The sequence below is a fragment of the Candidatus Eisenbacteria bacterium genome (assembly GCA_018831195.1).
Lineage (GTDB): Bacteria > Eisenbacteria > RBG-16-71-46 > CAIMUX01 > JAHJDP01 > JAHJDP01.
Map to the genome: position 1 here is coordinate 54,553 of JAHJDP010000012.1, position 20,427 is coordinate 74,979.

A 20,427-nucleotide genomic window follows, 5' to 3' on the forward strand; every position below is an offset into this window, starting at 1 on the left:
ATGACGATTCTCGGCATCTACTCCTGGACCCGTCTCTGGTCCATGGGCAGCCGCCGGGGCGCGGAATCATTTTCTCTGGCGCTGAAGGCCTTGCCCCGCTGGGGTCACACCTTGCATGTCGTGACCCCGCGGGAAAAGGGTCAACCCCGGCACGAGGTCTGGGATGGGGTTCATATCCACAGGCTCAGCACTACCTTTAACTTTCTCCCCGATCCCTTCCGCCGGTCCCGCTTCATCCGCATTGCTGAAAGAATCTTAAAATATGTATTATTTCAACTCTTCGCGGGTCTCGAAGCTCTACGGATCAGCCGCCGGATATATCCCACGGCCGTCGTAGCTTACGGGGCTTTCGCCGTTCCCGCCGCCTGGTGGGTTTCGCGGATGCGGGGCCTTCCCCTTGTCACACGCCTCTTCGGCCAATCGCTGAATCTCTGCCTCGGCCACCGCTTTAAATTTATGGGCAACTTCCCGGAGATTTTTGCGATGAAGATCCCTTCCTCCTTCCTCATTCTGCACGATGACGGCGCGGAAGGAGACAAGGTCGCCGGGCAGTTGAAGATATCGGCGTCACGATTCCGCTATTGGAAAAATGGGATTGATCCTGATCTTTATCGGCCGGATATGGACAGGTCGGCGGTGCGCCGGGAGATGGGTTTTGGTCCCGATGAGATTCTTCTCTTCGGCGTCGCCCGCATGGTCCTCGAAAAACACTTGGAACGGGTTGTCTCGCTGCTTCCCTCCCTTTTAATCGAAGAACCCAAGCTTCGTCTTTTCCTCGTCGGTGACGGCCCGAAGCGGCCCGAATTGGAGCAGCTTGTTCGTGAGCTGGGATTGGAGAGCAAAGTTTATTTCGCCGGCGCACAGCCACGGGAAGAATTGTATAAGTACTTCAATGCCGGTGATATTTTCTTCTCTGTCTCCGATCGGACCAATGGAGGCAATCCAACCGTAGAGGCGATGTACTGCAGCCGGTGCGTCATTGTCCTGAATACGGGAAGCACGGATAAGCTGGTCAAACATGGCGAGACAGGGATCATTGTTGAGCCGGATCATTTGGAGGAATTGCCGGAACGCATCTTGGAAGTGATCCGCGATGTTGGATACAGAGAGCGCTTGGGCCGGGCGGCGCGTGCGGCCATCGCCCGTCAGATCCCGACAATTGAAGAACGCCAGCGGATGGAGGTCGGTCTTATTGAACAAGCCGTGAAGAATCACGCCGGATCTCAGGGCGGGGCGACGCCGGATGAGGGGACCCGGAGCGGAGCCGCTCGGTGAGTTTTGCGCGTCAAAGCGTGACGACCTTCGCCACCCGGATTTTGATCTCTTTTATCAATCTCCCCGTGAGCATTATCATCGTCCGCACTCTCGGCGCCACCGGCCAGGGTATCTATTCAGCGACGGCCACATTAACGACGCTCTGGGTCATCTTCGGTCTCATGGGTATCGACGCGGCGCATACGTATCTCTTGGCGGGCCGCCGCGCTTCCATGGGGCAGATTGTCGCCAATTCCCTTCTGCTGACGGCGGTCCTTTCCATCATCCTCATTCCGGGGTTCATCCTTTTGGCGCCGCTGGCTGTCGGCGAAGAAGCCTCCGATTTCAGCCGGTATGTCGGCCTCGCATCGCTCGCCATCCCTTTGATTCTTGTCCGGTATTTTCTGCTTTCCGTTTTTCTCGGGCGCAGGAAAATCGGGACATTTAACATTCTTCACGCTCTATCGACACTCTCGCTCCTGGCCATGATCGCCTTATTCCTCACCTTCCTGCGGATGGGGCCCCGCGGCGCCGTGCTTGCCTATGTTTCAAGCGGACTTGTCTTTGCCGTGGGCGCCGCCGTCTGGGTGAGGCGGATGGAGCGACCGGATGAAGGCTGGGACCTACGGCCTTCGATGAAGCACTTCCGCTTTTCAATCATCTACGGACTCAAAGGACATTTCGCCACGCTTTTAAGTCAGTTCAATTATCGTTTTGACATGATCCTTGTGCTGCGCTGGCTCGGAACAGCATCTCAGGGGTATTATTCCATCGCCGTCATCCTGGCGGAGAAGTTGACGCACTTAACGGCCAGTGTACAACTCGTTCTCTTTCCTTATGTATCAGGAATGGACAAAGAAGACGCGAACCGGCTGACACCGCGCGCCTGCCGCCACACTTTGGTTTGGGTGGCCGTCACCGGCGCCGCCTTGATTCTTATCGGTCCCATCGTCATGCCTATCCTTTATACGGAGGACTTTGAACAAGCGCTGCCCGCCTTCCGCGTCTTGATACCCGGGATCATCGCCCTAACCCTGTCAAAACTCCTCAGCAGCGACCTTTCCGGCCGGAACCGCCGGGGCCTGCCGACGATCGCCATGGCGGTCGCCTTTGCGCTGAATCTTGGCTTGAATATAATCCTCATCCCGCGCCACGGGATTCTGGGGGCGGCCTGGGCCTCCACCAGTTCTTATACATTGCAGACACTGCTGACGATCATCTTCTTCTGCCGAGTCTCCGGCGTGCCGGCGATAGATCTCTTTCTCTGGCGAAAAGATGATTATCAGCTCTACGGAAGGTTGATGCGCAGAGCCCAATCCATGGCCGGCCGCACGCGCGGCCATGATGATTCCGACCCTATCCTTCCCGGCCCGCCGGTTGATCCGGATGGGCCGGCCTGATGAGGAGCGGCTGATGACCTGGTCCCGCCGAATCGACGATCGATCTTGGGACGACTGGCTGATCCATCAGGATGAAGCCACGATCTTTCATTCACGCTTGTGGGCGCGTGTCCTGAAAGCAGCCTTTCCGAAACTGGGAGATCGAAGCCTTTGCCGCGGCATCAATGACCCCTCCGCCGTCTTCCCGCTGTACGCTTGGACACGGGCCGCCGGATTGGTGACGCACCTCCATTCTTCCTTCCCCTTCCTCTACGGGGGGCCCGTTCCCTGGCCGGAAGGTTCCCCCCATCAATGGATCGATCTCATACCGGGCCGCGGTGTCAGCGCCTGGATCCTATCCAATCCCTTCGCCGGACCGTCCAGGAAATCCCCTGAACCGGTGCCGGCCGGCTGGACCCTCTCCTGGGATCGAACACACATTCTGACCCTTCCGGAAACGGTGGATGAATTCTGGGATGGAATATTAACAACACAGAAAAGAAATGATATCCGGCGCCTGACACGCAAGGGCGTGGAGATCGACTCTTCAACAGAGCCGAAAGATATTGAAACAGTCTATCAACTCTATTTGCAGAGGGTCCGCAGTTGGAAAGAGCGCCCGGGGATGATTTATCCCCGGGAATATTTTTCTGCGATGGCGGCGGTCGGTGGAGAATCCATCCGTCTCTACAGAGTCCGGTTTGAAGGGCGGCTCATCGGCGGGACCTTCGTCGCACGTTGGGGCGGCAAGGTGCACTACATCGCCGGATATTTTGATCACGAAGCCCGGAAACTCAGACCGAATGTCCTGGTTCAAAATCGGATTATTCACGATGCCATACAGGACGGCTTTCGGATTTATGATATGCTTCCCAGCGCGGGCCTAAGAAATGTTGAAGTCTTTAAGGAGTCTTTCGGCTCAAAGCCTGTACCCTTCTGGAAGCTGGAAAAAGAAGGGTCGCTTCAGCGATGGGCGCGGGGCATCCGGAAATTCGGCCGCAGGGCCCCTGAAAAAAAGGACTGACCCCGTCTTTTGGAGGTTTTTTTGAATTCAAGCCATGAAAAACTCGCACTTGAGGGCGGCCAACCGGTCCGGGATGACTTTCTGGTTTTCGGCAGCCCTGATATCAGGGAAGCGGAAATCGATGAGGTCGTGGCGACACTGAGATCCGGTTGGATCGGAACAGGTCCCCGCGCGGCCCGATTTGAAACGGATTTCCGCGATTATATCGGCGCTAAATACGCCGTCGCGTTAAACTCCTGCACCGCGGGAATCCATCTCTCTCTCATCGGGCTCGGTATCCGGCCCGGCGACGAGGTGCTGACCACCCCCATGACCTTCGCTTCCACCGCCAATGTGATTCACCATGTCGGCGCGCGGCCCGTCTTCGTCGACTGCCGCAAAGACACCCTCTGTATCGACCCCGATCTTGTCGCGGCCGCCATTACCGAAAAAACAAAAGGGCTGATTCCCGTTCACTTCGCCGGCCGTCCCTGCGACATGGGGAAACTCATGGCCACGGCCCGCCGGCATCAGCTCAAGGTGATCGAGGATGCCGCGCATGCAGTGGAAAGTGTCGCCCAAGGCCGCAAAGTCGGGACGATTGCGGATACAACCTGTTTCTCGTTCTATGTCACAAAAAATGTCATCACCGGCGAGGGCGGGATGGTGACCACGGAAAGCGAAGAGGTGGCTAATTGGATAAAAGTCGCCGGTCTTCACGGGCTTACAAAGGACGCCTGGAAGCGTTATTCCGACGAAGGATTCCGGCACTATGAAGTTATTTTTGCCGGTTATAAATATAATATGATGGACCTTCAGGCCGCTATCGGTCTGCATCAACTGAAGCGCGTTAATAAAAACTACAAGCGGCGCCAAAAACTCTGGGCCGAATACAAAGAGGCTTTCGCCGATCTCCCGATCGATCTGCCGCCGCCGGTGCCCGAGGGCGACCTGCATGCTTACCATCTCTTTACCTTATTGTTAAAGCTCGACGAGCTGCGTTGGTCCCGGGACAAGGTCATGGAAGCCCTCCACCACGAGGGAATCGGAACGGGAATCCACTACATCGCCCTGCATCTGCACCCTTTTTACCGGGATCGTTATGGATACCGCCGGGGAGAATTCCCGAACGCTGAGTGGATTTCAGACCGGGTGTTATCCCTCCCCTTCTCCACAAAGTTGACGGAACGGGATGCCGAGGATGTGATGCGGGCCGTCCGCAAGGTTCTGCACGCGGCACAGAAGTGAGCCGGGACTAAAATGAAGGATCTTTCCAAAGGCGCCGTTATTTTTGTCTCTCTGGCCCTGTGCCTCCACCTGCTTTTTTTCGCTTCTCTTCATTTCGGATTTCTGAATCCCCTCTATATCGAAGCGAATGAAGGGCACGGCCAGGCTTCTGATTTCTTCGGCATCTATCAGGCCGGGGCCAATCTTTCGGGCGGTTTCAGCATTTATGACTCGGATGACTACCGGAATGAAGCGCCCCGGGTCGTGCCCTTCTTTTACTATTACCGTTATCTTCCGCCCACCGCCTATGGGTTCGCCTTGATCAGCTTGATACTCCCTCCATGGTCCGCTTACTGGTTCTGGGTTATTGTCAATGAGATCCTCTTGGGTCTCATTATCTGGTCGGTGGTCGGCTGGCGGATCTGGCCCCTGCGGCGCCGTCTTATCATGGCCGGCCTCTGGCTTGGATTCTTCCCCTTCTATCTTGAGCAGAATATGGGGCAATTTTCGCTGACCATGGCGGCCATGCTGTGGTTCCTTTGGCGGTTCGACATTGAAGGAGCCCAGGGGAAAGACCTCGGACCAGAGCCTGCCTTCAGCTGGAGTGCCCTCTGGGCGGATCTAAGACAATACCGGTGGAAGCAGGATAGGTTCGGCTCACCCGCCGTCCTGGCTTCCTGGACCGCCAGCCTGGTCTTAAAGAGCTATACCATCTTCTTGGTTCTTCCCTATCTTCGGGATCGAATGTTAAAGAGGGCGATTCTCGGAGGAATTCTATCGGCGGCGGTCTGCGCGCCGTATTTTATAAGGCGACCCAATGATCTCGTCGAATTCGCGCGGCTGAACTTCAACCCGACGACCCATCGCATCCTAAAGGGGGCGCTCGGACTTCAAACCTTCATCATGGACGGATTGACGCGACTCCCCGGATCATGGAATAACCTTTTATTCACTGTTGGGCCCTTGCGCGTCACACCGGCCAAAGCCATTCTCGTGCTTGTTTCCCTTGCCGTCGTCGCCTGGGCCGCCCGGGCCACCCTCCGCCTGCATAACAAACCCCAGCGGCGGGCATATGACCTCGCCATCTGGTCGGCCGTCTTCTTTCTAATCTTCAAAACGGTTTGGGAATATCACTATCTGATGATTCTGCCCGGCCTCACCGCCGTCTATTTTGTTACGGGATCCCGTACGGTGCTCACACTCGGCATTCTGATGGGATTGCCCACCCTCTATGCCGCCTGCCCCCTCTTGACGGGAGTCGCCTCAGCCGCACCCATTTCAGAGTGGCCGGGATGGTTTAGGATGCTGCATTTTAGCGTGAAGAGCCTGCCGCTTTTACTGTTCTTTATCTGGTGTACACGAACGGAAAAACGGGCGGGAAATCGGGCGGAATTGTTAAATGGATGACCCGCCGGGGGAAGCGGCGTCTGAACCGAGGATGATGATCACGGCGGCCGGCGGATTCGCGACTTGATGATGCACGATCCTTCCAACACTCAACTTACTCTGCATAAAGTCGGCGACCTGTTGAACCAGGTCGATCCGACCGGTGAGATCGACAATGAGAGTTTCCGAATAATGGTAATCGTCGGCATCATCTACATCGATGACGTCAAAGCATCCGCCGTCGAGCAGCAGATCGCGTACATGTCCCGCCAATCCATTGACGCCGCAGCCATTCAGCACAATGACCGTTACGGAGGTCTCAATCGGGAATATGCTGTCAACGGCATGGACCGCTGCCTTGTCCCCGGCCTTGTCCTCGGGTTCCAAAATTCGCGTGGCGACGGAGACTCCGAAGATGATGAGGATGGCCATCATCGCCAGACCCCAGACCCATCGGATCAATACAGTGAATCCGCTGGGCCCGGTTTCCTTCCGGGGCCGGGGCCGGCGGGGACTGCGGCTTGAGGATCGGGTCACGCCTCTTCCTCCTTGAGGGCCCGCAGGATTTTACTCTTTGATTGCTGAAGCCCTTCAGGCACCAGGTTTGTTTTACCCGTGAGGAGCATGAAATTCGTATCCCCATTCCATCGGGGCAGCAGTTCCATTCCCAAATGCTCACTTCCCCCTGAATTGAAACCCGAATTCAACCCCTGCGGTTGATAGACCCGCTGCAGCAATTTCTCTCCAAGAATGACCAGCTCTCCGATCTCGCGGCGTTCATCGGCTGAAAGGGAGGCGAACCATGTCACATGACGGCGCGGCGTCACAATTAAATGGCCTGAATTATAAGGGTTGGGATGAAGACTCAGGATGGCGTGCGGCGTTTCTTTCAGAAGCAACGCCTCATACGATCTTTGGCAGTGGGGGCAGGCGCCCGGATCGTTTTTTGAGCGCAGAGCCATATTTTTACCCGCCGCTTCCAATTCCTGCGGTGTATTGATCCCCGAGATTTCAACAGGATCGGCGAGTCGCAAAGTTCCAACCCGGTCCCCCTCGCCGCGGAACCACTCAATGACATCCGTCAGATAGTACTCACCTTGAGCATTCTCAGTTCGGAGCGCTCTCAGGGCCCGGAACAGCTTGGGACATTCGAAAACGCCGATACCCGAATTAATTTCTGCGATGGCCCGCTCGACGGGCTTCAGATCGGCGTCTTCGCGGATAGCAAGAAAACCCCCATCGGCATCCCGAAGAATACGCCCGTACCCGCTGGGGTCCGGCATCTCGGCGGTCAGAATCGTCGCGCCATTCTTTTGTACAATATGTGTTTCCATCAAGGCCGCCAGCGTCCAGGGACGGAGAAGGGGAACATCCCCATAGAGAACCATCAACGGTCCATTCCATGTTTCAAGGTAGGGGGCGACACGCGCGACGGCATCCCCCGTTCCCAGCTGTTCTGTCTGGTCAACCCAGCTCAGCTCCTCGCTATGGAATGAGGCCTTCACCTGATCCGCTCCATGCCCGACGACCACAAAGAGCTTCTGCGGATCCAGATGGCGGGCGGTTGCGAGAACGTGCGCCAGAAGGGGGACACCCAAGACGGGATGCAGGACTTTCGGCAAAGAGGAGCCCATCCGCTTCCCTTTGCCCGCGGCCAGGACAACCACCGTCCAGGAGCTGGGGGCCGCCCATTCCATTTTAAGCCCCCCCTTGACGATGGCGTTCGGTGGCCATGCGCCCCGGCACCGTCACCGGAAGATTGTCTATTAATCGGGCCTCCCCGAAATAGGCGGCGACGGCCAGCAGGATCCTTCCCCGCAACGGATCCATCCCCTCCAGTGATTCGTGATCGACAGCCCGCGCATAATCAAGACGGGCCAGGGGTTCAGACTCGATCATTTCCTTCATGAGAGTCTCTATCGCTTCAACACCCGTCTCACCCCCGACAAGCATTTTTTTCTGCACGGCTCTCAGAGCCCTGCTGAGAACCGGGGCCTGACGGCGCTCTTCTTCTGAGAGATAGGCGTTCCGGCTGGAAAGGGCCAAACCATCCTTTTCCCGCACGGTTGGGACAATGGTCAACTTGGAATCCAGATTGAAATCATCAACCATCCTGGTAATGATCAATGCCTGTTGGGCGTCCTTTTGGCCTAAATAGAAACGATCGGGCCGGACAATTTCCAGAAGTTTCAGAACAACTGTGGCCACTCCGTCAAAATGGCCGGGCCGGCTTTTCCCGCAGAGTAATTCTCCCAGTCTGCCCACGGAGACTTTTGTGCTGAATCCGTCGGGATAGAGATCTTTCGTTTCCGGGATAAAAACAGCCCCGACCCCTTCATCCCGGCAGATATCCATGTCCCGGGGAAGATCCCTGGGATACCGGTCACAATCTTCATGAGGTCCGAATTGCATCGGATTCACAAAAATCGAAACGACAATCTCGTCATTCTGCTGTCGCGCCTTGCGAATGATGGCGATATGTCCATCATGGAAATAACCCATTGTGGGTACGAAGCCAATGCTTCGTCCCTGCTTCTGGAGGTTACGGCAATACTTCTTCATCGATTGCGGCGCTTGAAAACGGCGTGTCTTTTTTGACGCCGGCATAAGATTATTCCTCCGTGTAGCTTTCATCACGAGATGGGAAATCTCCATCACGGACGGCTTGCATATAACTCTCCACCGCCTCCTCCATAACTCGAGCAACGGAACCAAACCGTCTTACAAAGCGGGGTTTGAACTCCTCATAGAGGCCCAGCATATCGTGCAGAACCAGCACCTGTCCGTCGCAATGAGGTCCGGCGCCGATCCCGATTGTGAAAATCTTAAGGCTTTCGGTGATCTCTTTGGCGAGATCGCTGGGAACAGCCTCGAGAACGAGTCCAAAACATCCGGCTTCCTCCAAAAGGGCGGCTTCTTGCAGAAGCCTTTGCCGGGAACCTTTGCTTCTCCCTTGAACCCGGTAGCTTCCGAGCTGGAGTATCGATTGGGGCGTCAAGCCGATATGCCCCATGACCGGAATCCCGGCGGAGACAATCCGGCGCACACTTTCAAGGCGATCTCCGGCTCCCTCCAACTTGACCGCATCGGCGCCGGTTTCCTTTATAATCCGGCCCGCCGCTTCCACCGATTTCTCAGGACTGATTTGGAAAGAAAGAAAGGGCATATCCACAACCACCAGGGATTTGGTTTTTGCCCGCACCACCGCTTTAGCGTGGTGGATCATCTCCTCCATCGTGACGGGAATCGTTGATTCATATCCCAAGATGACATTGCCCAGGCTGTCGCCGACAAGAAGGATGGGAACACCACACCGATCCAAAATCCGAGCGGTCGAGAAATCATAGCAGGTAAGGACGGGGGATTTTCTCGTCCCGGCACTTGAACTTTAACAGTTGACGGACCGTCATGTGCTCTCCGGGAGTGAAACCGGCGCTTCCGGATGTAACTTCAGTCATCACATCTCTCCTATGGCAAAGATCCGCCGCCTTATTTCCTGTCGGATTTCCGCGAGATCTTGCGTCCCATGATCTCATCATCCTCAACCGGAGCGTAATAGGAAGTCCCGGCCTTCTGCTCCAGGATGCGGCCGGCCAGCTCCTCCACACTTTCGGAACTCTGAGTGAAATCAACATGATCTGTATTGACAATGAGCAGCGGAGCATCGGTGTAATGGATAAAGAAGTGATTGTACGCTTCCATAAGTGTTTCAAGGTATTCAGGCGAGATGTCCTTCTCAAACGGGCGTCCCCGCTTCTCTATCCGTTGCAAGAGAGAGGGCAGGCTCGCCTGGAGGTAGACAACGCGATCCGGCTGGGGGATTTCCCGCTCCAGCAGAGGAAGCACCTGGTCGTAAAGAGCCATTTCATGGTCATCCAGGTTGATGCTGGCGAAAATCTTGTCCTTTTGAAAAAGATAATCGCAGACGATGAGAGGCTGGAAAATATCTCTTTGCACGAAACCCTTGAGCTGGCGGTACCGGCTCAGGAGAAAGAAGAGCTGGGTCTGAAAGGCGTAGCGTCTCGGATCCTTGTAAAAATCCGAAAGAAACGGATTTTCCTCGACTTCTTCTTTGATCTGCTGCCCGCCCCAGAATTGAGAAAGGGCTTTCGTTAAACTGGTCTTGCCGACACCAATGACGCCTTCGATGGTTACATAATGTACAGGCCGATCACTCATGCCCCTCCATCCTCTGTCTCGAACCTAGTGTCCGAGCATCATGCCGCATTACCGGTTGGGCTCATCTCCGCCCGGCGCCGGGCATTTTTCAACCAGGTGGCTCCACTCACCGAGCGATTTCAAAAGCTGGCATACCGTCCGGCCTGTCTCTGGAATTGATAATCCGGGATCCAACTCACTAAGGGGGACAAGGACAAAAGCCCTTTCCACGATCCGTGGATGCGGAATCTCGAGTTCGGGATCGCGAACAATCTCCTGGCCCTCAATGCCGGACAATAGGATATCCAGATCCAGAATCCGGGGTCCCCACCGGGGACCTCCCACGCGGCCCGCATCTTTCTCAATCCTTTTCAAGAGAGGGAGCAGGTCTCCCGCCGTCCCCCCCCACAAGCCCCGGACCACCTGGTTGAGAAAACGGGGTTGGGAGCCCGATCCTTGTGGAACGGTAGAGTAGACTGAGGATACGGCCTCAGGCTGAAAGCCGGCTCCCTCGAGCTGGTTCAAGGCGAATTGGAGGTTCTCATTCCGATTCCCAAGATTGGAGCCGCTGCCGATCCAGACTCGTGTCATTTTCCCATCCCGTTTCCGGATCCCGTCATCAGGCGCCGGTGAGCCTCATCTGACGCGCCGTTCCACCCCCTCAGATTCAGGGTGGACGGCCCCAACCATAAAGAAGAAGACCTTCCCTTTCAAGAAGAAGGCCTGTTCGAAATAAAGAATGGGCCGGGGGATGCAACCCCCGACCCCTTACAATCCCTTTGAGGATGGGTTCTAATCCTCATCCGCCTCGTCTTCTTCCGGTTTCTCCGTCACCAGGACTTCAGTGGTGAGAAGCAACCCGCCGATGGAGGCGGCATTTTGAAGGGCGACACGAACAACCTTGGTCGGATCGACAATGCCGGATGCCGTTAGATTCTCATACTCGCCGGTTTGAGCGTTGAAGCCGTTCGATCCGGTTTGACCTAAAACCTTTTGAACGACGATCTCACCTGAATGACCGGCGTTTGAGGCGATGATCTTTGTTGGAACCGTCAAAGCCTTCTTGACAATCAGGACACCCAGGGCCTCATCCCCTTCCAATACGGTCTTCTCGAGCCGCTTTAAGCATCGCAGAAGGGCTGTTCCACCACCCGGAACGATCCCCTCCTCCACGGCGGCCCTTGTCGCGGAAAGGGCATCCTCAACCCGGCCCTTCTTTTCTTTCATCTCGATTTCCGTCGGCGCTCCGACCCGGACAATGGCGACGCCCCCTGTCAGCCTGGCCAGCCGCTCCTGTTGCTTTTCGCGATCATAGTCGGAGGTGGAGTCTGCGATAATTTTACGGATCTCTTTAATCCGCTCATCAATATCCGCCTTCTTGCCCCGGCCCCCGATGAGGGTGGTGTTGTCCTTGTCGGATACAACCCGGTTGACGCGTCCCAGATCACCGGTGGTGGCGTTTTCCAGCCGGACACCGATCTTTTCCGTAATGACGCGGCCGCCGGTCAGGGCGGCGATGTCGGCCAGCATCGCATCACGGCGATCTCCAAAGCCGGGCGCCTTAACGGCGCTGACGCTGATCGTTCCCCGCAACTTATTCACAACCAATGTGGCCAGAGCCTCACCATCAAGATCCTCGGCAATGATCAAGAGAGGCGATCCCAACTGCGCCACTTTCTCGAGAATGGGGAGAAGATCCTTCATGTTGGAGATCTTCTTGTCATAGATCAGCACATAGGCGTCGGCTAAGACCGCCTCCATTTTTTCCGGCTCGGTAACAAAATAGGGAGAGAGGTAGCCCCGATCGAATCTCATGCCTTCAACCACCTCAAGACTTGTATCGATCGATTTCGCCTCTTCCACGGTGATGACACCTTCCTCACCGACCTTCTCCATTGCATCGGCGATCAGATCACCAATAACGGAATCGTTATTGGCGCTGATCGTCGCGACCTGGGCGATCGCCTGCCGGCCGCGGACGGGCTTGCTTTGCGCCTTCAGCTCCTCCACCACAACGCTGACCGCTTTATCAATACCGCGCTTGAGTTTCATCGGATTGGCGCCGGAGATCACATGCCGGAGCCCTTCCGTCACAATGGCCTGGGCCAGGACCGTGGCCGTGGTTGTCCCATCTCCGGCAAGATCCTGGGTTTTCTGCGCCACTTCCCGAATGAGCTGGGCGCCCATATTGGCAAACGGTTCTTTTAGTTCGATTTCCTTGGCAATCGTCACACCGTCATTGGTGATGATCGGGGCGCCCCATTTCTTTTCCAAAATCACATTTCTTCCACGGGGACCCAGCGTGACCTTCACAACGTCAGCAATTTGCCGGACCCCATCACGGATCGAGTCCCGGGCCTCGGTATGGAAACTAATCTGTTTCGCAGCCATCTTCACAATCCCCCTTCTCACATCTATGGGCCGCCTTGCGGCAAGGATTTTTGGAAATCCGTCGATTAGCCAAGGCTAAAGAGGTAGCACCCCTGTGCCGCGAGTGCTATGAGAAGACTAGTGCCCCGAGACGCTCCGCGCAAGGATGGAAGTAGGCTCGTGGGAGCGGACTTGAGGCAAGGGGAGGAGAAAAAATCGCAGATCATTTCCCGGCATCGACGCCTGCGGGTCTCCGCCTCCTTCTTAAGATGGCGATGCTGAGCCGAACCTCATGGGGTCAAGCCCTCAGTCCCCTGATTCTTCTATCCCCAAAGCTCAGACGGGCCTTTCAAACGAATCACCGGATGCTGGCTCGCGCCGGTTCGGAAATCCCCACTTTGAAACAAACCGCGGACTATTATTTCCACTCAAGACGAAGCGCCTTGCGCCTCTTGGGAGGAGAGATGCCAAACTTGAGTTTCGAAGGCCGCCGCCATTTGGAGGATGCTCTGGATAGGAAGCGCGGGGTTCTTTGTGTTTCAGCCCATCTCGGGTCGATTGAACTTGGGGCGGCCGGAATGGCAAGATTTGGACGCGTTCATTCTGTGGCCGGCATACAACTTCATGGCCCTTGGACCCTATCGGTCCGATCCCGCCTTCACGCTTGGGGTGTCGATCTTTACCAGGGCCCCTGGTCATATCGCAGGATGGAACGAGCTCTCCGCAACGGGGGCCTAGCGGCGCTCCCCCTGGATGGGGATCAGGCCCTCGCACGGCGACCGGCGCCCTTTCTGGGAACGCAGCTCCATCTCCCGCTGGGACCGGCTTGGCTGGCTGCTCGAACCGGCGCCGCCGTCCTCCCCACGGCCTGTCTCCTCACCGAATCGGGTTGGAACCTCATCTTTCACCCACCCATCAAACCGGATGAATCTTCTGAGTCATCAGCGGCCGCATGGCATCTGGCCATCGCCCGAGCTGTTGAAGGATTGATTTTAGCGGCGCCGGATCAGTGGGTTCTGCCCTCTCCGCTCATCGATTATTCTTTCACTTCCCTTGCGGATTCCGGCTAAGCCTTGTTGCCTCAAACCGCATTGGAAGGGAATATTGGGGGATGAGACCTCTTCGCATCGCGCTGGTCAGTCAATCGTATCCCCCCTTTCATGGAGGAATCGCCGAACATGTCGCGCACCTCGGGGAGGCCCTCCGCGATCGCGGTCATGCGATCACGGTCATTACGGGGGGGCGGAAATTAGGGCGGAACGGCGGATCCGCCGATCTCGCGCGGCCGCCCTTTGAAGAGCCGGCCACGCCGAATCCCTCCGGGGGCCCCTCAATCGTTTCCTCAAATGTTCACACAAATGACCCCTCCCATGGAAGGATCCGTGTCTGCCGGATCGGTAGAACTTTGAGAATCCCCAGCAACGGCGCTTCCGTCTGTATAACATTAAGCCTCCCCCTTATCCGAAACGGCAATCCTTTGAGCCGGGAAGTCTTCGATCTTGTCCACCTGCATGCGCCTTTTGAACCAATCCTTCCTCTTCTCACACTCTTTCACAAAAACGCCCCTCTGGTGGCGACCTTTCACTCCGCCGGTCATCCTCATTGGGCTCACCGCTGCTTCCGGCCCATCCTGCGTGTGCTGAGCGCGAGACTGGAAGCCCGGATCGCCGTCAGCCAGGCCGCGATCGATTTTGTCGCCCCCGATGTGCCGGGCGACTATATCATTATTCCTAATGGCATTGATACGCGGCGATTCCGGTCGCAGCCCCTCCCCGATCCCTCGGAACCGCTGACCCTGCTCTTTGTGGGACGTCTCGATCCAAGAAAAGGGATTGAATGTCTCATCGACGCCCTCCCCCTCATTCACCGGGAGATCCAGCGTCCCTTGCGGTGTTGGATTGTTGGAGACGGTCCCCGCCGCCGGAGCTTGACCCAGAGGTCGAAACGATCGGATGTCCCGATACATTTCTGGGGAGCTGTATCCCGCAGGGACTTACCGAATTTTTATAGAGATGCGCACATGGTCATCAGTCCGGCGCTTCATGGGGAGTCCTTCGGTGTTGTTCTGCTCGAAGGGCTCGCCTCCGGCCGGCCGGTTATCGCATCGGATCTTCCCGGATATTCGGAGGTTTTAGGGACCCAACAGGGCTCGATTCTCTTTCGCACCGGCTCCGTCCCCGATCTGGTCCGCGCCGTTGTTAAAGCCGCACAGTCGGAAACGATGAAGCGGTTATCGAGTGAAGCATCCCGGGCGGCCGCCCCCTACGACTGGATGCGCGTCGCCGCGAAAGTGGAAAATGTCTACCGGAGGGTGCTGGGGCTCTCGGAATCTACCACGCCCGAATCATCTCGGGATTGCGCGAGACCTGCGGCGGAATTCATTTCAATATAGACAAGAAAAATCCATTCAGATCAGCGATTCAACAAGAGGGCATGATAAAGCCCGGACAGCGTCAACCCGGGACGAACCTCTTTAATCGTCTTTGAGGCTCCGGAAATTGTTGAAGCTAGACCTCCGGTCGCCATGACAAAGGCCTTCTTTCCGAGTTCCTTCTGGATACCGTTGACGATCCCATCGATCTGTCCAACCGCCCCATAGAAAAGACCGGACTGCAGACTTTCCTCTGTTGTTTTTCCGATGAAACGGCGTGGTTGTTTAATCTCAACCTTTGCCAGGCGGGCCGCGCGCCTGAAAAGATTCTCGGATGAGGTCTCAAGACCCGGCGCAATCACGCCACCCATATAGCTGCGCTGTTCATCGATCACATCAAATGTGGTCGCTGTGCCCATATCAACGACAATCGCCGGCAAGCGTCCTCTCACCACCGCCCCAATCGCATTTGCGATCCTATCGGCGCCGACGGAGGCAGGATCCACGACCCGCAGCCGGATTCCCAGCTTCAGCCGATGGTCGAGCACGAGCGCTTTCGCATGAAACAATCTCGCCACAGCCGCTTCATGCTCACGGGTCAGGGCAGGAACCACCGATCCGATAATCACCGCCCGGTCGCGGGCAAGATCGTCCAATTCGCGGCGCAACAACGGTTCGAGAATAGTCAAAAGCTCATCACCGGTGGCGCTGGGGCGGGATGCGAATCTCCATTGCTGTATCAATTCGCCGTCACGGAAAAATCCGACACCGGTATGCGTATTACCCACATCCAATGTTAATGCGGTACCGGGATGATCAACCATCTTTCCGGTAAGATCGGATTTTCTCTTGCTCATTCCTCGCCTCCGGGCTCATCGGGCAATCGCGATTTTAGTTTCTGTTTCCAGATCATCTTTGAGATGAAGATACTGACAAAATACAGGAGAATGACCGGCGCACCCAAAGCCAATTGGCTTGCCGCATCACTGGGTGTCAGAATGGCAGAAACGATAAGGATGATCACGACGGCGTGTCGCCATTTTGAAATTAAAAACCTTGGTGTGATAATCTCGGTTAGACTCAGAAGGGCCACAACAAGCGGGAGTTGAAACAACACGCCGCAGGCCAATGACATTTTGATAAAGAAATCCAAAAGGTAGGAGATTGAAAGATTCGCCACGATGTGGTCGGTGGCGAATCCAAGAAGGAATTTCACCATGGTCGGCGTTAGTAGAATGCTGGCGAAAGCCACCCCGACAAGAAAGAGCCCCGTTGAAGCAATGACCATCGGCGTGACGAGACGGCGCTCCTTTTTAAGCAGCCCGGGAACGATAAAAGCCCAGATCTGATAGAGAACAACCGGCAAGGAGATGATCAGGCCCAAAAGAAGGCTGATTTTTATGCGAACACCGAATCCCTCCATCGGACTCAGGAATTGCGCCTGGCCGACCGTGTGTGAAACCAGGAATTCGAGAATCCATGCGGAAGTGGCGTACACAAGGCTGGCGCCGACGATGATGGCCAAGGCTGCGCGCAACAGGACCGCTCTGAGTTCATCCAAGTGATCCCAAAGCGCCATTTCTCCAGACGCGGATTTTTGCTTTGCCGCCGATTTAAAAGGATTCTTCATGATTGGCGGTGCTAGGACGCCGTCTCGGGAGGCCTGGAATCGCCGTCGGGAGGTGAGGATTCGGGTCCGGGCGCATCGGACGCAAAGTCCTGAGCCTCACGCAATCTCACCGAAACGATCTTTGAGATTCCGAGTTCCTCCATCGTTACACCATAGAGGACATCTCCCGCCTCCATCGTTCTTTTGTTATGCGTAATCAAAACAAACTGCGTGCGATGACTGAAGTGGCGCATCATTCCAATGAAACGATTGGTATTGGGATCATCCAAAGGCGCATCGACCTCATCGAGGATGCAGAACGGGCTCGGCTTGACCAAATAGAGGGCAAACAATAATGCTGTAGCTGTTAAAGTTCTCTCGCCGGTAGACAATAGGCGAATGGATTCCAGTTTCTTTCCCCGCGGCCGGGCTTGAATATCAATTTCGGCTTCCAGAGGATCGTCATCCGCCAAGACCAGCCGGGCTTCACCACCGGGGAAGAGCGATTGGAAGGTGCCCTGAAAATGTTCTTGAACCTGCCCAAAAGTTTCGAGGAAGAGCTCCCGCGCCCGGGTATTGATCTTTTCAATCGCCTCAAGCAGACTGGCTCTGGCCGAATCCAAATCCTGCCGTTGATCGCGGAGATACAGAACATGTTTCTTTTTCTCATCATAGTCGGTGATGGCCAGTAAATTCACCGGCCCCAGCTGGTTCATCCTCAAACGGAGTCCCCGCAGGGATTCGTCGACCGCTTCTTCGCTCAGCGCGGTTTCTTCCTCCGACCATGGCAGAGGATCGGGCAGAGGTTTTCCGAGATCCAATTGATGCTCTTGAAGAACCGATTGACGGATCTGTTCTCTCTCGCCCTGAATCTGCGTCAGGCGAACCTCTCGTTCCCTCAATGTGTCTTGAACCTGCGTTAGATTGGAGCGGAGGGAGCGCATCTCTTTCTCCAATCCCATCAATTCATCCTGTGAGCGGCTTCTTTCCCCCCGATGATCGTTCAAGACCTTCACCTGGGATTCCCGGTCACGGATTAAAATTTCAATGGAGCGCGTCAGTTCTTCCAGCTCTTTGTGCGCCTCTTCCCTTTCCCGGTGGCACTCTACTTCTTCCGTCTTCATTGAAGTGAGAGAAGCTTCCAGACGTTCACATTCCTCCTCGAGACGGCTTACCTCGGAAGAAACTTCCCGAAGAACACCTTCACGACGCATCGTTTCCAGACGGTGCTCGGAGGCTCTGGATTGTTGGGCTTCCCGTTTATCCTCAAGTTCTCTCACAAGAGTGGAGAGATGGCCCAATTCCTCTTCGGCGTTTTTCTCCTGGCGTTTCAAAACCTCCCGGCGCGCCGCCAGGCCTTCAAGATCGTGACTCGTGGCCGCTACACCTTCTTGGAGTTCTCCTTCCTCGTTGGTTAGACGCTCCTTCTCTGCTCCGAGAATCCTCAATTCCAGATCCTGCTCGGAGACACGGCGTTCGGTGACGATGACCCGGCGGTCAAGATCGGCCAGTCTATCCTTCAATTCACGATATCTAACGTCTAGTGCCTTCACGTCCCGGTCTAACTGTTCCGTCCGCTCTTCCAGTGCTGTGCGTTCCACCTCTAATGCTTCAGTTTGCCGCTGCAACTCAATGATTGCCGGTCCCCGTCTCAAAATGTCTTCTCCGGGAACGGCGGCGCCGGCGGCCCGGATCCAGCCTGAGGCGCCATGCACGCGTCCTGTCGCCGAAATCCAAACACGACCCGCTTCCCGTTGCGCCGGCGCGGGAAGTTCCTCATCCGAATTCACACAACAGATCCATGTCCGGAGGAATGTCACGATCGGTCTTATTTCGGCCGAGGCGCTCAAGGCGTCGATCGGAAGGGAATCTTTCGAATCGAGTTCGGATGATGGAGAGCTGAGGGAATCCAGGGGCAGGAAAGTCACCGCGCCAAGACCCTCTTCCCGGAGCCATTCCATGGCGGCCGAAGCCGTTTTGAGATCGTCCACAACGATCCAACTGACCATCTCTCCCATGGCCAAACCGACGGGGCCGGCCCACTGCGGTGATACCGTCACCAGATCGCCAAGGGCGCCGCGAACACCGGGAAAGCGATCGGGCGCCGCTTCGAGAAGACGCCGGACACCGGTTAAGTGTCCCTCAAAGGTCCGCCTTTGTTCTTCCAGGAGATGGAGACGGCTGTCGGCGGCGGCCCACTCCCTTTGAAGCTCGGCGCTCCGTTGCGAAAATTTCTCTCTGAGGTCCGCCTGCTCCTGTTTCTGCCGGTCGGCGTCTTCAACATTTTCCTGAGCCGCCTCCTGCTCCTCCTTCAGTGCGCCGAGTTTCCCGGCATCCAATTCCCTTTCAGAGAAAATCTTGTCATACCGCTCCTGCAAAGCCGCGCGCTGCCTTCCGATATTTTCAATCGATTTGAGGAATCCCTCCTTTCTCTCAACGGTCTTCATCCACATTGAGCGCAGTTGGGCTTCCTGCTCTAATCCTTCCAAGCCCTTCTGCTGGCCGCGACCCAACTCAATTTTTGTTTCTTTGAGCTGTTTATCCAATGCATTGAGGATTTCCTCGGCCTGTTTGGCTTCCTTGTCGCGCTCTTTCCACTCCGCTTCAACGATCTCTTGGCGCGGCTTTAGATCTCCGAGCCGCTCCATCGCATGCTCTCTCCGGCGGCGTTCCCCCTGCATCCGCTCGCCGAGGGAATGAATCCGGCCGGACAGGGACTCGCCTCTTTCGCGAAGAATGAGAATTCGCTCACTCGAAGTTCGGACGCGCTCTTGTTGCTCATCGAGCGTCGACTGCAAATGCTCACCCTCACGATCCTTCTCGAGAAGCATGGTTTGGATCGTCTCCACGCGCGCATCCTTTTGTGAAATCTCAGCCTCGAGACTAATCCGGCGCCGAGCTTCCTCGCCGTGCGCATCCCCCATTCCCGCCTCGCGGTGTTGCAGGTCCTCCCACAACCGATGGGAACGGAGAAGGTCGAGACTGCGAATCCTGTCACGCAGCCGCTGATAGCGGCGTGTTTTACCGACCTGGCGCGCCAGAGAGCGCATCTCCCGCTCTTCAACATCGAGAATATCCTGAAGGCGCGTCAGATTCCTTTCCGTGGCGTCAAGCTTTAGAATCGTTTCGCGGCGGCGGGCTTTGTAACGCGTGATCCCTGACGCTTCCTCAAAGAGGTTCCGCCGGGCTTCATCCCGCTCAGAAAGTACAATATCGATCATGTCACGCGTAATGACGGAATAGGCGAAACTGCCGAGACCGGTATCGAGAAAAAGAGTCTTAATATCTTTTAATCGGCAGGCCGTCCCATTGATAAAGAATTGACTTTCACCCGAACGGAACACGCGGCGGCGAATCGCCACATGCTCAAATTCGATCGGCAACCGGCCATCCTGATTGTTCAAGGTGATCGTCACTTCGGCCATGCCGAGAGGGCGGACATCGCGGGTGCCATTGAAAATTACATCTTGCAGGGAATCCCCTCGAATCTGACGGATATTCTGTTCACCCAAGACCCAGCGAAAAGCATCGCAGACATTTGATTTGCCGCAGCCATTGGGACCGACAATGCCGGTCAGACCAGGGCTGAAGCGCATTTCCGTCTTCTGGGCGAATGATTTAAAACCGAAGAACTCGAGCTTTTCAACAAACACGAAAGCCTCCGTCGAAG

General features: G+C 56.0%; 16 protein-coding genes and 1 pseudogene. 7 read left to right on the top strand and 10 right to left on the bottom strand.

Annotation, left to right across the window (positions count from 1 at the left end; translation table 11 throughout):
- The 5 genes from KJ970_01685 to KJ970_01705 are packed head-to-tail and all read left to right on the top strand — an operon-like array spanning position 1 to position 6,270.
- Positions 1-1,275 carry a glycosyltransferase family 4 protein gene (locus KJ970_01685; GenBank protein ID MBU2689615.1) on the top strand — a complete coding sequence of 425 codons (1,275 nt, stop codon included), beginning with the start codon at positions 1-3 and terminating at the stop codon, positions 1,273-1,275.
- A complete protein-coding gene (locus KJ970_01690) occupies positions 1,272-2,654 on the top strand; it encodes a polysaccharide biosynthesis C-terminal domain-containing protein (GenBank protein MBU2689616.1) in 1,383 nt (460 codons plus the stop codon). Before KJ970_01685 ends, KJ970_01690 begins: the two co-directional genes overlap by 4 nt.
- Positions 2,632-3,657, top strand: a complete 1,026-nt coding sequence (locus KJ970_01695; GenBank protein MBU2689617.1) for a GNAT family N-acetyltransferase — start codon at positions 2,632-2,634, stop codon at positions 3,655-3,657. The genes KJ970_01690 and KJ970_01695 overlap by 23 nt, the downstream gene beginning before the upstream one ends.
- Before the next feature lie 21 nt (positions 3,658-3,678).
- The gene (locus tag KJ970_01700; GenBank protein ID MBU2689618.1) at positions 3,679-4,884 is read left to right on the top strand and encodes a DegT/DnrJ/EryC1/StrS aminotransferase family protein; all 1,206 of its coding nucleotides are present in this window, start codon (positions 3,679-3,681) and stop codon (positions 4,882-4,884) included.
- A gap of 12 nt (positions 4,885-4,896) precedes the next feature.
- A complete protein-coding gene (locus KJ970_01705; protein ID MBU2689619.1) occupies positions 4,897-6,270 on the top strand; it encodes a hypothetical protein in 1,374 nt (457 codons plus the stop codon).
- Here KJ970_01705 and KJ970_01710 read toward each other — a convergent pair.
- The 7 genes and pseudogenes from KJ970_01710 to groL all read right to left on the bottom strand — a co-directional run bounded on the left by KJ970_01710 (position 6,259) and on the right by groL (position 12,798).
- The gene (locus KJ970_01710; protein ID MBU2689620.1) at positions 6,259-6,786 is read right to left on the bottom strand and encodes a LytR C-terminal domain-containing protein; all 528 of its coding nucleotides are present in this window, start codon (positions 6,784-6,786) and stop codon (positions 6,259-6,261) included. The two genes, KJ970_01705 and KJ970_01710, sit on opposite strands and share 12 nt — an antisense overlap.
- Positions 6,783-7,946, bottom strand: coding sequence for an NTP transferase domain-containing protein (locus KJ970_01715; GenBank protein MBU2689621.1), 1,164 nt, complete (start codon positions 7,944-7,946; stop codon positions 6,783-6,785). Before KJ970_01715 ends, KJ970_01710 begins: the two co-directional genes overlap by 4 nt.
- 1 nt (position 7,947) lies before the next feature.
- Positions 7,948-8,856 (bottom strand): pantoate--beta-alanine ligase, encoded by a 909-nt coding sequence (panC, locus tag KJ970_01720; GenBank protein ID MBU2689622.1) that lies wholly within the window; start codon positions 8,854-8,856, stop codon positions 7,948-7,950.
- 4 nt (positions 8,857-8,860) lie between these two features.
- A pseudogene (gene panB, locus KJ970_01725) lies at positions 8,861-9,659 on the bottom strand (3-methyl-2-oxobutanoate hydroxymethyltransferase).
- 79 nt (positions 9,660-9,738) lie between these two features.
- Complete coding sequence (locus KJ970_01730; GenBank protein MBU2689623.1) at positions 9,739-10,428, bottom strand: deoxynucleoside kinase; 690 nt, start codon at positions 10,426-10,428, stop codon at positions 9,739-9,741.
- 48 nt (positions 10,429-10,476) lie between these two features.
- Positions 10,477-10,998 carry a 2-amino-4-hydroxy-6-hydroxymethyldihydropteridine diphosphokinase gene (gene folK / locus KJ970_01735; GenBank protein MBU2689624.1) on the bottom strand — a complete coding sequence of 174 codons (522 nt, stop codon included), beginning with the start codon at positions 10,996-10,998 and terminating at the stop codon, positions 10,477-10,479.
- 201 nt (positions 10,999-11,199) lie between these two features.
- Positions 11,200-12,798 (bottom strand): chaperonin GroEL, encoded by a 1,599-nt coding sequence (groL, locus tag KJ970_01740; protein ID MBU2689625.1) that lies wholly within the window; start codon positions 12,796-12,798, stop codon positions 11,200-11,202.
- A 443-nt stretch (positions 12,799-13,241) separates the two neighbouring features.
- Here groL and KJ970_01745 point away from each other — a divergent pair, with 443 nt between their 5' ends.
- Positions 13,242-13,847, top strand: a complete 606-nt coding sequence (locus KJ970_01745; protein MBU2689626.1) for a lysophospholipid acyltransferase family protein — start codon at positions 13,242-13,244, stop codon at positions 13,845-13,847.
- Between the two features lie 41 nt (positions 13,848-13,888).
- A complete protein-coding gene (locus KJ970_01750) occupies positions 13,889-15,169 on the top strand; it encodes a glycosyltransferase family 4 protein (GenBank protein MBU2689627.1) in 1,281 nt (426 codons plus the stop codon).
- A 20-nt stretch (positions 15,170-15,189) separates the two neighbouring features.
- On the opposite strand, the gene KJ970_01755 is transcribed toward KJ970_01750, so the two are convergent.
- Genes KJ970_01755 through smc form a run of 3 tightly spaced genes read right to left on the bottom strand, consistent with a single transcriptional unit; the run spans position 15,190 to position 20,410 of the window.
- Positions 15,190-16,005, bottom strand: coding sequence for a type III pantothenate kinase (locus KJ970_01755; GenBank protein MBU2689628.1), 816 nt, complete (start codon positions 16,003-16,005; stop codon positions 15,190-15,192).
- The gene (gene tatC, locus KJ970_01760) at positions 16,002-16,778 is read right to left on the bottom strand and encodes a twin-arginine translocase subunit TatC (GenBank protein MBU2689629.1); all 777 of its coding nucleotides are present in this window, start codon (positions 16,776-16,778) and stop codon (positions 16,002-16,004) included. Before tatC ends, KJ970_01755 begins: the two co-directional genes overlap by 4 nt.
- A gap of 11 nt (positions 16,779-16,789) precedes the next feature.
- Positions 16,790-20,410 (bottom strand): chromosome segregation protein SMC, encoded by a 3,621-nt coding sequence (smc, locus tag KJ970_01765; GenBank protein MBU2689630.1) that lies wholly within the window; start codon positions 20,408-20,410, stop codon positions 16,790-16,792.
- Positions 20,411-20,427: the final 17 nt, after the last annotated feature.